Genomic DNA, 15,331 nt, shown 5'->3' with positions numbered 1-15,331 from the left:
CGTACAAAAGGTAATTTTAGATTAAATGAGCGCCCGATGTAAGGTTTGCAGTGAATAAACCTCTAAAGACTCTTTGCTGCCATTTTGAGAAGCCAGCAATCCATCCATGACCGCACGTGCTGCACTAATGGTTGTGTAATAAGTTACGCCATTAGCCTGGGCACTAGTCCGGATAGATCGAGAATCTGCAATCGCAGTACGGGTTTCATCCACAGTCGTAAATACTAAGGAAATTTCACCATTTTTAATGAAATCAACAATGTGTGGACGACCATCTTTGACCTTATTCACTAGGCGAATCGGTAAACCAGCTGCCTCAATTGCTGCAGCAGTACCCTTGGTTGCCACCATCGGAAAGCCCAATTGGTGCAAGAGTTTTGCCACTTCAACGGCCTTGGGCTTATCGCTATCTTTCACGGTCAAGAGTACTGTTCCACTTTTAGGTAGTTTGATGCCGGCACCCAATTGTGATTTGAATAGCGCTTCACCAAAGGTTTTACCAACGCCCATCACTTCGCCAGTTGAGCGCATCTCTGGCCCCAAGATTGGATCAATGCCTGGGAACTTATTAAATGGAAATACCGCTTCTTTTACAGAGAAATAAGGCGGCTTCACTTCAAGCTGGATACCTTGCTGTGCAAGTGTTTGGCCAACCATGCAACGCGCTGCAATCTTTGCGAGCTGTAAACCCGTCGCTTTAGAAACGAATGGCACAGTGCGAGATGCACGGGGATTAACCTCTAGAACGTAGATGACATCTTTACCATCGACATTCTGGATAGCAAACTGCACATTCATCAAGCCAATAACATTCAGTCCTTTAGCCATCGCAGCGGTTTGGCGCTTGATCTCTTCTACGGTTTCATCCGATAAGGAATACGGCGGCAATGAACAGGCAGAGTCGCCAGAGTGAACCCCAGCTTGCTCAATATGCTCCATCACACCACCAATAAATACTTTGCTGCCATCGCTGATGCAATCCACATCACACTCAATCGCATCGTTCAAGAAACGATCTAGCAGTACAGGTGAATCATGTGACACTTTGACCGCTTCACGCATATAACGTTCAAGGTCACGACCATCATGCACAATTTCCATGGCGCGACCGCCCAATACATAGGAAGGACGCACTACTAATGGGTAGCCAATCTCTTCAGCAAGCTTGAGAGCTTCATCTTCAGCGCGGGCAGTTCTGTTTGGTGGCTGACGTAGACCGAGGTCTTGCAAGAGTTTTTGGAAACGCTCGCGATCTTCCGCGGCATCAATCATATCTGGTGAAGTACCGATAATTGGCACGCCATTGCGCTCTAAATCTAGAGCAAGTTTCAACGGTGTTTGACCGCCGTATTGAACGATCACGCCCTTGGGCTTTTCCTTCGCCACAATTTCCAAAACATCTTCGAGCGTCAGCGGCTCAAAATAAAGACGATCAGATGTATCGTAATCGGTAGAAACAGTTTCAGGATTACAGTTCACCATGATGGTTTCGTAACCATCATCACGCATTGCGAGAGCAGCGTGAACACAGCAATAATCGAACTCAATCCCTTGACCAATACGGTTAGGACCACCGCCCAAGACCATGATCTTCTCTTTATTGGTCGGACGGGATTCACATTCGCCATGTTCAGCCTCATAGGTTGAATACATATAGGCGGTATTGGTAGAGAATTCAGCAGCGCAGGTGTCGACCCGTTTGTAAACTGGGGTGACTTTTAAGCGATGGCGTGCAGCTCGTACAGAAGATGCATCAACACCAAGCAATTTAGCCAAACGGCGATCCGAGAAACCTTTTTGTTTCACAAAGCGCAACTCTTGAGCAGAAAGACTATCAATCTTACGTTGCTTAAGCTCAGTCTCAATGGTGATCAGCTCTTCAATTTGCTCTAAGAACCAGGGGTCGACCTTGGTCTCGTTATAAATTTCATCTAAACCCATGCCCATACGAAAGGCATCTGCTAAGTACCAAATACGGTCTGGGCCTGGTTCATTGATCTCGTTAATGATGTCATCGAGGTCGGTTGAAACTTCATCTAAACCATCAACGCCAACCTCTAAGCCGCGCAGTGCCTTTTGGAATGACTCTTGGAAAGTGCGGCCGATAGCCATCACTTCGCCAACAGATTTCATTTGTGTTGTTAAACGAGAATCCGCTTGTGGAAACTTTTCAAAGGCAAAGCGTGGAATCTTAGTCACCACGTAGTCGATTGAAGGCTCAAACGATGCAGGCGTTGCCCCACCAGTGATGTCATTCTTAAGTTCATCTAAGGTGTAGCCCACAGCCAGCTTAGCTGCAATCTTAGCAATAGGGAAACCAGTTGCCTTGGAGGCTAATGCTGATGAACGGGATACACGAGGGTTCATTTCAATCACGATCATGCGACCATCTACTGGATTGATCGAGAACTGTACGTTAGATCCGCCAGTGTCAACACCAATTTCACGGAGAACAGCAATCGATGCATTCCGCATGATTTGATATTCTTTATCGGTCAAAGTTTGCGCAGGCGCTACTGTAATCGAGTCGCCAGTGTGCACTCCCATTGGGTCTAAGTTTTCGATCGAGCAAACAATGATGCAGTTGTCATTGCGATCACGTACTACTTCCATCTCAAACTCTTTCCAACCCAAAAGAGACTCTTCAATCAAGAGTTCGCGGGTTGGAGATAAATCTAGACCCCGTTTACAGATTTCTTCAAACTCTTCGCGGTTATATGCAATACCGCCGCCAGATCCCCCCATGGTGAAAGAAGGTCGAATAACGACTGGGAAACCAGAGCTACCAGTCTCTTGCTGAATACGTTGCTGCACTTCATGGGCCTCGTTCATAGAATGCGCAATTCCTGACTTTGCAGAACCCAAACCAATCTTGGTCATCGCATCTTTAAATTTCTGACGATCTTCTGCTTTATCAATGGCCTCTGGTGATGCACCAATCAACTCGCAGCCATATTTTTCAAGAACACCATGACGATGTAAATCTAGGGCGCAGTTCAAGGCGGTTTGTCCACCCATCGTTGGCAAAATCGCATCCGGTTTTTCTGCAGCAATAATGCGCTCAACAACTTCCCAGGTAATCGGCTCGATGTAAGTGACATCAGCCATTTCTGGGTCGGTCATGATGGTTGCAGGATTACTATTGACTAAGATCACTTTGTAACCTTCATCACGCAATGCTTTACATGCTTGCGCGCCGGAGTAGTCAAACTCACAAGCTTGTCCAATCACAATTGGACCAGCCCCAATAATCAGAATGCTCTTAATGTCGCTACGCTTAGGCATTATTTGCCCTCCTTCTTGCTGGCAGCATTCATGAGCTCCACAAAACGATCAAATAAATAGGCAATGTCATGAGGACCTGGAGAAGCCTCTGGGTGGCCTTGGAAACACAGTGCTGGCTTGTCATTCCAAGCCAAACCTTGCAAGGAGCCATCGAATAAGGAAACATGAGTTACGCGAATATTGCTGGGTAATGTATTTGCATCAACCGCAAAACCGTGATTTTGCGACGTAATCGCCACACGCCCTGTATCTAAATCTTTAACTGGATGATTTGCACCATGGTGACCAAACTTCATTTTTAGAGTTTTGGCGCCAGCAGCAAGACCCATGATTTGGTGACCCAAGCAAATGCCAAATGTTGGCACACCCTTTTCAATAATCTCTTTTGCAGCAGCAATGGCGTAATCACAAGGACCAGGATCTCCAGGGCCGTTTGAGAAAAATACGCCATCCGGATTCATGGCTAACACTTCTGCAGCGCTAGTTTGAGCAGGTACTACAGTGAGCTCACAACCACGCTCTGTGAGCATGCGCAAAATGTTGCGTTTCACACCAAAGTCATAGGCAACTACTTTTTTAATTGACTTAGATCTGTCTAAAGTTCTGTATGCAGGTTTGCCATCAGGACCATGTAAATCCCATTCAGCCTCGCGCCATTCATAAGGGGCTTTAGTGGTAACCACTTTGGCCAGGTCTAAACCGGCCATACCTGGAAAAGCTTTAGCCAATTCCAAGGCTTGTTTACCGAGTGTTGCAAAGTCATCACCATTTTTTCCAGCAACAATAGCACCTGATTGGGCGCCGGTATCGCGCAAGATGCGGGTTAATTTACGAGTATCGATTCCCGCAATACCGACTACACCAGATTTTGTGAGGTAATCATCGAGCGTCCCCTCTGCGCGGAAATTGGAGATGCGTTTAGGCAGGTCCTTAATGACTAGTCCCGCTGCATGAATTTGATCAGACTCTGCGTCTTGAGGATTGACACCGACATTGCCAATATGGGGATAAGTTAAGGTCACAATTTGACGGCAATAACTTGGGTCGGTGATGATTTCTTGATAACCGGTTAAGGCGGTGTTGAACACGACTTCGCCAGCAGTTTCACCTGCTGCGCCAATGCTGTAACCAGGAAACAATGTGCCGTCGGCTAGGGCCAACACGGCGGGAGGAAAAGAAGGAAGCAAGGGTGACAAACCATCTCCAGTCCCTGCTCCATCCGACGCTCAAAACCCCCAAAAAGACCAACCCGGGGTTTGTTTATGCGGGAGGTGAGTGTCTTTAAGCGCTAGGGTATTTAATTAGTTTCGAACCCTGTAATCATACCATTTTCATGCCCCAAATGCTGAGAAACCTTGCTCTACAGGCTTCTAGAGGGGATAGCCTCCTCTGACGACAAGCCAGGAGGAGGCATTTCTGAGGGGCTTTAAACCTGAGCACCCTGTTCGATGATGGTTTTAATTTGCGCCAATACAGCCTGGTCTTCCATAGTGCTGATATCTCCAGGATCACGACCTTCAGCAACAGCTTGCAAAGCACGACGTACGATCTTGCCTGAACGCGTCTTAGGTAATGCGGTAACTATATAGACCCGACCAGGACGAGCAATAGCACCCAGTTGGCTATCTACTGTCTTCATACACTCTTTTTCTAAGTTGTCTGCTTTGCTTGCATCCTTTGGAATAACAAATGCAATTGCTGCCTGACCTTTGAGTTTGTCTTCGATGCCTACTACCGCTACCTCAGAAACATTTGGATGACTCGAGATACTTTCTTCAATCTCCCGTGTTCCAAGGCGGTGTCCTGCAACGTTAATCACGTCGTCAGTACGCCCCAAAATAAAGAAGTACCCGTCTTGATCCTTGATACCCCAGTCAAATGTAGAGTAGATCAACTTCCCTGGAATAGTTTCCCAGTAAGTGCTGATAAAACGTTTGTCGTCACCCCAAATAGTTTGCATACAACCAGGAGGCAAAGGGCCTTCAATGGCAATGACCCCTTTTTGATCAGGGCCCAATTCAGCTGAAGTAGCATCATCAAGCAACTTCATGTTGTAACCAAAAGATGGCACCCCAGGAGAGCCAAACTTGTGTGGCATGACCTCTACACCCCGTTGGATAGCCAAAATTGGCCAGCCAGTTTCTGTCTGCCAATAGTTATCAACAACCGGCTTCTTAATCGCATCATGAATCCAACTCGCAGTTGGCTCATCTAGAGGTTCACCTGCTAAGAACAGTAAGCGCAAAGAGGAAAGATCATATTTCGTTAAGAAAGCAGGATCTTGTTTTTTAAGAACACGGACTGCAGTAGGAGCAGAAAACATCACCGAGACTTTGTATTTTTCAACCAGCTCCCACCAAATGCCTGCATCAGGACGCAAGGGCGTACCTTCATACATGATGGTCGCCATACCAGTCAGTAGCGGCGCATAAATAATGTAGCTATGACCAACTACCCAGCCAATATCCGAAGTGCAGAACATGGTTTCACCAGCATTGCCAGTAAAGATGTGTTTCATGGTGGAGGCAAGTGCAACTGCATAGCCACCGGTATCGCGCTGAACACCCTTCGGCTTGCCGGTGGTGCCCGAGGTATACAGAATGTATGAGGGATGGGTTGCATCCACCCACTCAATCGGCACAATATCGTTCAAATGTTTTTGACGCTCAGTGGCGTAATCCAAATCTCGCCCTGCCACTGTCGTAAATTCAGTTAAGCCGCGATTCACTATCAGAACCTTCTCTGGCTTATAGCTAGCCAAAGTAATTGCCTCATCTAGGAGAGGCTTATAGGGAACCGCTTTACCGCCACGAGCGCCCGCTTCTGCAGTCACAATCATTTTTGGTTTGGCATCATCAATTCTGGAAGCCAAGCTATGGGAAGCAAAGCCACCAAATACAACTGAGTGAATTGCACCAATACGCGCACAAGCAAGCATTGCGAAACAAGCTTCTGCAATCATGGGCATGTAGATGAGGACACGATCACCCTTTTGAATGCCATTGGCTTTATAGATGGCTGCCATCCGATTCACTTCTTCGTACAGCTCTTGATAGGTATAGGCCTTCTCAATATTGGTTTCTGTAGAAACCGCAACTAAGGCAATTTGATTCGGGCGCTCTTTTGCATGACGATCGACCGCGTTGTAGCAAAGATTGGTGAGGCCGCCCTCAAACCATTTTGCAAATGGAGGATTGTCGTAATTGAGAACTTTATTAAATGGCTTTTCCCAGTGAATTAATTTTGCCTGCTCACCCCAGAAACCATCTGGATCTTTAATGGAGCGTTCATGCTGTGCTTTATAGGACATGGTCAACCTAATAAAAAGTTACTGAAATTACGGGTTTTTGGCGGCTCCTTTATTGCTTGAAGCGGCTGAATTACCATTTTTCGCAGATTTTGCAAGTCCTGTCGATGCGGATTTATGCTGAGATGCAGCATTATTTGCAGAAGAATTACCCTTAGCAGCAAGCTTGGGGGCTACACATTTGCTATTTTTGCTGGCCTTAGCCCCCTTAACTGGTTTGGGGCATTTGGGCGCTGGTGGAGGTGGCTTCTCCAAGCTGAGGCTGGCATTGTCAGCCATGGCACTCGGAACATCGCCAGCACGATGACTGGTTTTAGGTATCAAAACTGTGGAGCCTGACTTAATTCGCATTCCCTTGGGTATGCCGTTAATCTGCCGCAAAGTATCTACGTCTACACCTAAAGTTTTGGCTGCCTGGTCAACAGATTCTGTTTTAACTACCTTGACGGCCGTCCATGATGAAAGTGGCTTAGTGTAGTTTTTCAGGTTTGCTTGAAAAATTTCCGCATGAGCAAAAGGCAGGAGAATTTGCTGATTGGCATTGCTCAGTATCACCGGCTTATTAAATGAGGGGTTCAAACTCTGAAATTCATCTGGGGGAATTTCTGCTAGTTTGATCACCAAGGCAACATCGATGTCATTGCCCACATCTACGGCTACAAAGTATGGGTGATTCTCGAGCTCTGGCAGCACAATTCCATAAGACTGGGGATCAAGAACGATTTGGCGATAGGCCATCAACTTGGGAACGTAATTACGTGTTTCACGAGGCAGAGTCAGGCTCTCATAATCAGTTGGTAATCCAGCAGCGATATTGCGTTTTTGTGCTTTGACTATATTGCCAGCGCCCCAGTTGTAAGCCGCTAGAGCAAGCTCCCAGCTACCAAACTGGTTATTCAAGCGCTGTAAGTAATCAAGCGCTGCGTCAGTGGACTGCACAACATCGCGACGTTCATCCCGAAACACATTTTGGGTCAACCGAAAGTCTTTCCCCGTTGCCGGCATAAATTGCCACAAGCCTACTGCTTTGGCATTCGATTTCGCAGTCGTTACAAAAGCACTTTCAACAAATGGTAGGAGCGCAATCTCTGTCGGCATATTCCGTGCGTTTACTTCTTGGACGATATAAAAGAGATAGCGTGAAGAGCGTGTCATAGAGCGGTTAACGTAATCTGGTCGGGAGCTTAACCATCTCACCTGCTCTATCTCCAGCGGCGTATTCATCGGCTCCATCTGAAAGCCATCGCGTATGCGGATCCATAGGTTATCCGAGGGAGCGTAGATCTTGCTGACGGATTGATTCTTGAGGTTTACACGGGTAGCCCTAGAAGCTTTAGAGTTCGCTTTGGCAGGTGTATCCGAAGACCAGTCGCCAGTACTTGCACAACCTGAAAGTAGCGCAATGATCAACATTGCGACAGCAAGAAGGCGCATTAAAACCGGTCTTTCCAAGCCCTAATCACTGCCAATACATGGGCAGGAGTGGGCAAATCGTTTTCGCCAGAAACTTCTTTTGCCTTAGCAATCACATCTGCTTGATCGCAGCGCATAAAAGGGTTTACTTGCAATTCCTGGCCAATTGTTGTTGGTAGTGTTGGCAAGTGTTGAGCGCGCAGGGCTTTTGCTTCATCAGCCCAAGAGAGAAGATTCAGATTATTTGGCTCAACCGCTAAAGCAAACCGGATATTGGATAAGGTGTACTCATGGGCACAGAACACCAGAGTATTTTTGGGTAACGCTGCAAACTTTGCCAACGATTGAGACATCTGAGTAGGCGTACCCTCAAACAGCCGACCACAACCGGATGCAAATAAGGTATCGCCACAAAAGAGCATCGGCTCAAGCACGTTGGCCTGCATGTTTGCAAAATACGCGATATGACTTAATGTATGTCCAGGAACCTCAAATACTTTGAGGCTGATGCGTGGCACAGCAATCTCAATCTTGTCGCCTTCCATTGCGACTTCGGTTCGCCCAGGAATATCGTTACCAGCAGGTCCGTATACCGGAATAGACGCTCCAAAACAGTCCAATAGAGTCAGAATACCGCCAGTATGGTCTGCATGGTGATGGGTGATCAAAAGTCCAGTCAGGGTGAGCTGATTTTGCAAAAGATACTCAATGACTGGGGAGGCATCGCCTGGATCGACGACCAAGGCAGAGTGTCCATCGTGGATGCACCAGATGTAGTTGTCATCAAAAGCCGGGATGGGCCAAACTTGCAATAAAGTATTCTTATCCATAGACCGATGATACCAACCCCACCTATCCCCTCGCAGATGCCTACGCCCCCATGGAGTTCATGGGAGAAATGGCTGGAATCCCCACCAGGACGCTATGTGCTGGGTTGGGAGCAAAAATGCTGCGATCAAATCGTAGCAGATGTTTTTGGCTTTCATGCGGTGCAAATTGGTATGCCGCAAATCAATACCTTAAACGAAAACCGTATGCCTCTCCAAGCGCTTTTAATGCATACGCAAGATAGTCACCAATACGCCGCTCGTTTTAATTGGCATCTCATTGAAGGCAATTACGAAGAACTTCCTTTTGCAAGCGAAAGTTTGGATTTAGTGGTGCTTCCTCACGTTCTCGAGTTTGCCGCCGATCCCCATCAAATCCTGCGTGAAGTCGATCGTGTATTGCGTCCTGAAGGAAGGTTGATCATTTCTGGATTCAATCCGGCCAGCTTGTGGGGTGCTCGTCAATACTTAAGCAGACTTATTGGCAATCCTTACCTTCCTCGAGATGGTCAATTCATTAGCCTCATCCGCGTAAAAGACTGGCTACAACTGCTCAATTTCTCTTTAGACCGGGGTCATTTTGGTTGTTACAAGTTTCCCCTCCAAGGCCAATCCTCTATGGCCCGAATGGATTTCCTAGAATCCATGGGCAATCGTTGGTGGCCAATATTTGGCGCAGTGTTCTTGCTCTCTGCTATTAAACGTCAGCAAGGTATGCGCTTGGTTGGTCAAATAACGCCGGTTCGCATCCCCGCCATTCAACAACTCAGCCCAGCGGCAGAGCGTCAGCAACTCAAAAAAATGCATGACACAGTAAATTAAGACATGACTCAACATCAATCTAGCCAAACTCCCCATATCGTCATTTATACGGATGGTGCCTGCAAAGGTAACCCAGGACCCGGTGGTTGGGGCGCAGTCTTGCGTTCGGGGGCCCATGAAAAACATCTTCATGGCGGAGTAAAACTCACCACTAATAATCGCATGGAGATTAGCGCAGTGATATTTGCCTTGCGCGCACTAAAGCAACGTAGCACCGTTGAGTTATGGACTGACTCTCAATATGTCCAAAAAGGGGTCACGGAGTGGCTTGAGGGCTGGAAAAAACGTGGCTGGAAAACGGCCAGCAAAGATCCCGTGAAAAACGCGGATCTATGGCAGGAATTGGACGCCCTGCTACCCAACCATGATATTTCCTGGCACTGGGTTCGGGGCCATAACGGTCATCCTGGCAATGAGCTAGCCGACCTCTTAGCCAATAAAGGGGTTGAGGAGTTTCTAGGCTAGTGACTATAGAGGCCTAAGGGCGCTATTTTGACGCTCTTGTGAGAGAATGAGCAGGATAAAAATGCCTCAAAACAGCACTAGAAACGTACCAGCAACCCATAAAACCTAGAAAACGAGACTGTGTCAAAAATCGAATCCTCTCTCGACCAATTGTTTGCCAAATTAGTGCAGATCAAAAATATTGGTAAAGCGCGTCTATGCACACTGTGGAAACAGTACTCTCCGCATCTCAGTAAATTAAAAACGATTGATTACGCGACCGCAAAAAGCTTTGTCATTCAATTTAAGTGGCGCATTTTGCTAGTACTGATCGTTTTATATGTGGGCGGCAAAACATATGACTATTTTTTTCCCTCTTCCAATAAGTCTGGTGGTCCAGTCACGGTAAGCTCCATCGTAGTTGAGAAAAGAGATGTGCCATTGATCATTGACGCCACTGGCACTATCGTCTCAGCAAGCATTGTGGATATTCGCCCAATGGTGACAAATACCGTTGCCAAAATTGAAGTGAAAGATGGTCAAGAAGTTAAAGCGGGTGATCTCCTATTTACGCTAGATGATCGCAACGACAAAGCCAATTACGAAAAGCTCAAAGCTCTGGCTGATGATGCTCAAAAGCAATATCTGCGCGCCAAAGAATTGGTTGCCAAGAACTTTATCTCTAAAGCAGGTCTCGAAACCACCCTCGCCAATTCCAAGTCTGCCCAGGCCGCAGGAAGGGCCGCTGAAGTGCAGCTGTCGTTTGATTACATCCGTTCTCCGATTGATGGACGTGCCGGCATTGTCAATGTGTTCCCAGGATCATTAGTACAAGCGAGCAACGTTGTATCAACTGCAACCAACTCCACTGCCACCTCTAGTGTTGGCTCGATGGTGACCATTACCCAGTTAAACCCAATCAACGTGCAATTCGTGATTCCGGAGAAAGATATTCCGATCATGCTCGAGAACCAACTCGATGGCGATGCAATGGCTGTAAAAGTGACTGTTGGTGAAAGCGGTCAAAAGACCTATAACGGCAAAGTCCTTGTGATCGATAACCAAGTCGATCCTTCTATTGCCGCAGTGCGTGTCAAAGCGCAAATCCCTAATGACGATAAAACGCTTCTCCCAGGTCAATTTGCCCGCGTCTCTTTAATTGCAAATACCTTGAAAGATGCCTTATCCATTCCATCGCAAGCGGTAGTCATTAATCCACGAGGTAAGTTGGTTTATGTCATCGATAAGGATGGTAAAGCAGTCTCCAAGCCAGTGAAGGTGGTATATGAGTATCAAGGGTCTTCTGTTGTCACTGGTATAGAAGCTGGCGATAGAGTGGTAGTCGAAGGTAAGCAGAACTTACGCCCTGGCAGCAAAGTTCGTGAAGCAAAATCCGGTACACCTTTAACCCCTAGCACCACTCAAAAATGACACTCTCAGAGTTATGCATACGACGCCCCGTCATGACGGTGTTGCTGTCGGTCGCAACGGTGATTGCAGGTGCAGTAGCCTATATCAATATTCCTGTAGCTGCCCTTCCTAGCTTTAATACACCGGTAATTTCGGTGAGCGCTTCATTGCCAGGCGCCTCTCCAGAGAATATGGCTGCTTCGGTAGCACTGCCGCTTGAAAAAGAATTCTCAACGATTGATGGCATCTCCGTCATTAGCTCTACAAACTCTTTGGGTAGCACTAGCATTACTCTAGAGTTTAATAACGACCGTGATATCGACAAAGCAGCAGTCGATGTTCAAGCAGCCCTCTTGCGCGCGCAGAAACGTTTACCGATTGAAATGACGGTACCGCCCTCCTATCGCAAGATTAATCCCGCAGATACCCCAGTTTTAGTAGTGCGCATGAGCTCACCCTCTATCAGCCTCTCTGAAATCAATCAATATGCAGAAAACTTAGTCTCTCCCAATTTATCCACCATTAGTGGTGTAGCCCAAGTTCTCGTTTATGGTGCAAAACGCTACGCAGTTCGCATTCAAGTCCATCCAGATGCTTTAGCCAATCGCAATCTAACGATTGATGACATTGCGGTTGCTGTAAATAAGGCGAACTCCAATAGTCCAGTGGGCGTATTGGATGGTCCCCGCCAGTCCATAACGATTTATGCCAATCCCCAGTTAGTACAAGCCCAAGAGTTTGGGAATCTCATCATCAGCCAAAAAAATGGTTTACCGATTTACCTCAGAGATGTTGCTGAGGTCATTGAATCCTATGAGGATGTTAAAACTTTAGCTAGCTCCAATGGTGAACGTTCAATTGCTGTTGCGATCCTTCGTCAACCTGGAGCCAATACGGTTGAGGTAGTGAAGGCTGTTAAGCAATTACTCCCTCAACTACAAAAACAAATGCCTGAGTCAATCAAACTCACTTTACTAAATGACCGCTCGATTTCTATCATTGAAGCAATCCATGACGTTAATGTGACCCTTGCGCTCACAGTTTTATTAGTGGTCTTGGTGATCTTTTTATTCTTAAAGCATCTTGCTGCAACGATTATTCCTTCGATTAGCTTGCCGATATCCTTAATTGGCGCATTTTTCTTGTTGTACTTTCTCGGCTACAGCTTAGACAATATCTCGTTGTTAGGCATCACGCTGGCAGTAGGCTTGGTGGTCGACGATGCGATTGTGGTTCTTGAAAACATCATGCGCTATGTTGAACAAGGCATGGATCCACTGAAGGCATCACTAAAAGGTAGCAAAGAGGTTGGCTTTACCATCATCTCAATCTCCCTCTCTTTGGTGGCTGTGTTCATTCCGCTTTTCTTTATGCCAGGACCGATTGGACTCTTGTTTAGAGAATTTGCTGTTGTGGTGTCTCTCTCTATTTTGGTTTCTGCAGTTGCATCACTCACAATTGTTCCCATGTTGTGTAGCCGCTTCTTACCAAAGCCAGGTACGCATCCTAAAGAATATGCTATCAACCGAAAGTTTGATCGTGCATTTGATTGGATGCTGAAAACCTATATTCATTACCTGGACCTGGCACTCAAAAATCGTAAATGGGTCTTATGGGGTGCGATCTCCACCTTTGTGATCACAGTTGTATTGTTTGTAAACAGTCCTAAGGGCTTTTTTCCCGAAGAAGACATTGGGCAGATCTTAGCTACTACTGAAGCCTCAGAAGACATCTCCTTTAAGGCCATGCTGGCATTGCAAGATCAAGCTGCTGAACTCGTCAATACCGATCCAAATGTAGAAAACTCGATCTCTGTCATTGGTGGCGGTGCAAGCTCAGGCTACAACACGGGACGAATATTTATCATCCTAAAACCTAAGGGTGAGCGCCAAAAAATGGCTCAGGTAATGGAAGGCCTGCGTAACAAGTTCAAAGAAATTCCAGGTCTACAGGTGTATATGCGTCCTGTGCAAAACTTGCAGCTAGGTGGCAAGAGCAGCAAGAGTCGCTATCAATTTACCCTGCAAAGTGTTGGCTTTGAGGGTGTGAATGAATGGGCAGATAAGCTCATGCAAAAAATGCGCACCGACCCAATGTTCAGAGACGTTACGAGTGACTCTCAGCTTAAGGGCTTAAACATCAAAATTAATATTGATCGAGAAAAAGCAGCTAGTGCTGGTGTGAGTATTGCTGATATTCGGACAGCGCTCTACTCTGCCTATGGAGAAAAACAGGTTTCAACCATCTATACGCCTGTGAATACCTATTACGTCATCCTAGAAGCTGCTCCAGAAGATCGTCAATATGAAGCAGATCTCAATAAGATCTTTGTTCGTGGTCGTGCGACTGACAAGCTCATTCCGCTCTCTAGTCTAGCGAGCTACACTAGGACTGTAGGACCTACCGCTGTGAACCATCAAGGGCAAATTCCGGCAGTGACCATCTCATTCAATCTAGCGCCTGATATTTTCCTGGGTGATGCAACCAAGAAAATCGAGGAATACACTAAATTAATTGACTTACCAGCCTCCATCATCACGAGTTATGGTGGTGATGCAGCGGTCTTTAAGAGCAATCAGTCTGGTCAGTTAATCTTGATCTTCTCTGCTCTTGGCGTGATCTACATTTTGCTAGGTGTTTTGTATGAGAGCTATATTCACCCATTAACTATTCTGGCTGGCTTACCCTCTGCAGCTATTGGTGCAATTTTGGCGCTACGCATATTCGGGTTTGAGCTAACCATCATTGCTTCGATTGGAATCCTATTGCTCATTGGTATTGTGAAGAAGAATGCGATTTTGATGATTGACTTTGCATTAGAAGCACAGCGTACACAAGGTCTTTCACCAGAAAAAGCGATTCGAGAAGCCTGTATTTTGCGTTTCCGCCCAATTATGATGACCACCTTTGCCGCGCTGATGGGCGCCATTCCTATTGCATTTGGACTGGGTGCTGGTGCTGAGTTGCGCCAACCATTGGGCATTAGCGTTGCAGGCGGACTCATCTTCTCGCAATTTGTAACACTCATCATTACTCCTGTGATCTACCTGTATCTCGATAAATATGCAGGTACCGGCCCCATGGAAATTCCACCATCTGTTCTTGAGGGAACCTAATGCGCCAAGTCATTCTCGATACTGAAACTACTGGACTGAATCCCGCTACTGGCGATCGCATTATTGAAATTGGTTGCGTGGAAATGGTTGGGCGTCGCCTCACGGATCGGACTTTTCATTACTACATTAATCCAGAGCGCGATATTGATGCAGGTGCTTTTGCAGTACACGGACTATCCAGAGAGTTTTTATCGGATAAACCAGTCTTTGGAAATATCGTTGAACAGTTAATTGAATTTGTAGATGGCGCTGAAATTGTCATTCATAACGCGGCCTTTGACTTGGGCTTCCTTGATAATGAATTTGCTCTGCTCAAGCGCCCGCCTTTTCGGAATCTTGCCTCCAAAATTACCGATACCTTGCTAGATGCACGGCAGATGTTTCCAGGTAAGCGCAATTCTTTAGATGCCCTATGTGAGCGTTTTTCCATTAGCAATCAACATCGCACCTTGCACGGCGCGCTCTTAGACGCTCAGCTTCTTGCTGAAGTTTATGTAGCAATGACAAGAGGACAAGAAGATCTCTCTATTGACTTGATTGATTACACCGTTGGCGCAGATGCCTCTGGTCATGCCAAGCCATTACCAACCGATCTGAAAATCATGGCTGCTAGCGATGATGAGCTAGAGCAACATGAAATGATCCTTGCCGAAATAGCCAAGGCGAGTAAAAAAGACCCTGTCTGGAGTGCGTCTAGCAATGCCTAA

The 15,331-nt window shown here is 46.6% G+C and carries 10 protein-coding genes; 5 read left to right on the top strand and 5 right to left on the bottom strand.

The window, feature by feature from the left end; genetic code table 11:
* Nucleotides 1–21: 21 nt before the first annotated feature.
* The 5 genes from carB to gloB form a co-directional block, all read right to left on the bottom strand.
* A complete protein-coding gene (gene carB / locus IEN92_RS07835) occupies nt 22–3,285 on the bottom strand; it encodes a carbamoyl-phosphate synthase large subunit (RefSeq protein WP_216162454.1) in 3,264 nt (1,087 codons plus the stop codon).
* Nucleotides 3,285–4,472, bottom strand: coding sequence for a glutamine-hydrolyzing carbamoyl-phosphate synthase small subunit (gene carA / locus IEN92_RS07830; protein WP_216162451.1), 1,188 nt, complete (start codon nt 4,470–4,472; stop codon nt 3,285–3,287). The genes carB and carA overlap by 1 nt, the downstream gene beginning before the upstream one ends.
* Before the next feature lie 239 nt (nt 4,473–4,711).
* A complete protein-coding gene (locus IEN92_RS07825; RefSeq protein ID WP_216162448.1) occupies nt 4,712–6,595 on the bottom strand; it encodes a propionate--CoA ligase in 1,884 nt (627 codons plus the stop codon).
* Nucleotides 6,596–6,622: 27 nt separating this feature from the next.
* Nucleotides 6,623–8,026, bottom strand: a complete 1,404-nt coding sequence (locus tag IEN92_RS07820; protein WP_216162445.1) for a transglycosylase SLT domain-containing protein — start codon at nt 8,024–8,026, stop codon at nt 6,623–6,625.
* Entirely contained in the window at nt 8,026–8,835 is an 810-nt protein-coding gene (gloB, locus tag IEN92_RS07815; RefSeq protein WP_216162442.1) for a hydroxyacylglutathione hydrolase, read from the bottom strand. Before gloB ends, IEN92_RS07820 begins: the two co-directional genes overlap by 1 nt.
* A gap of 36 nt (nt 8,836–8,871) precedes the next feature.
* On the opposite strand from gloB, the gene IEN92_RS07810 reads away from it, so the two are divergent.
* The 5 genes from IEN92_RS07810 to dnaQ all read left to right on the top strand — a co-directional run bounded on the left by IEN92_RS07810 (nt 8,872) and on the right by dnaQ (nt 15,331).
* Entirely contained in the window at nt 8,872–9,654 is a 783-nt protein-coding gene (locus IEN92_RS07810; protein WP_255539811.1) for a class I SAM-dependent methyltransferase, read from the top strand.
* Between the two features lie 3 nt (nt 9,655–9,657).
* On the top strand, nt 9,658–10,119 hold the full coding sequence (gene rnhA, locus IEN92_RS07805; protein WP_216162436.1) for a ribonuclease HI: 462 nt from the start codon (nt 9,658–9,660) through the stop codon (nt 10,117–10,119).
* A gap of 120 nt (nt 10,120–10,239) precedes the next feature.
* Nucleotides 10,240–11,529, top strand: coding sequence for an efflux RND transporter periplasmic adaptor subunit (locus IEN92_RS07800; protein WP_216162433.1), 1,290 nt, complete (start codon nt 10,240–10,242; stop codon nt 11,527–11,529).
* Nucleotides 11,526–14,624 (top strand): efflux RND transporter permease subunit, encoded by a 3,099-nt coding sequence (locus IEN92_RS07795; protein WP_216162430.1) that lies wholly within the window; start codon nt 11,526–11,528, stop codon nt 14,622–14,624. Before IEN92_RS07800 ends, IEN92_RS07795 begins: the two co-directional genes overlap by 4 nt.
* Nucleotides 14,624–15,331 carry a DNA polymerase III subunit epsilon gene (gene dnaQ, locus IEN92_RS07790; RefSeq protein ID WP_216162426.1) on the top strand — a complete coding sequence of 236 codons (708 nt, stop codon included), beginning with the start codon at nt 14,624–14,626 and terminating at the stop codon, nt 15,329–15,331. The genes IEN92_RS07795 and dnaQ overlap by 1 nt, the downstream gene beginning before the upstream one ends.

The organism is Polynucleobacter sp. MWH-Creno-3A4, from assembly GCF_018881885.1.
Classification (GTDB): domain Bacteria; phylum Pseudomonadota; class Gammaproteobacteria; order Burkholderiales; family Burkholderiaceae; genus Polynucleobacter.
This window is presented reverse-complemented; position numbering and strand designations above follow the sequence as displayed.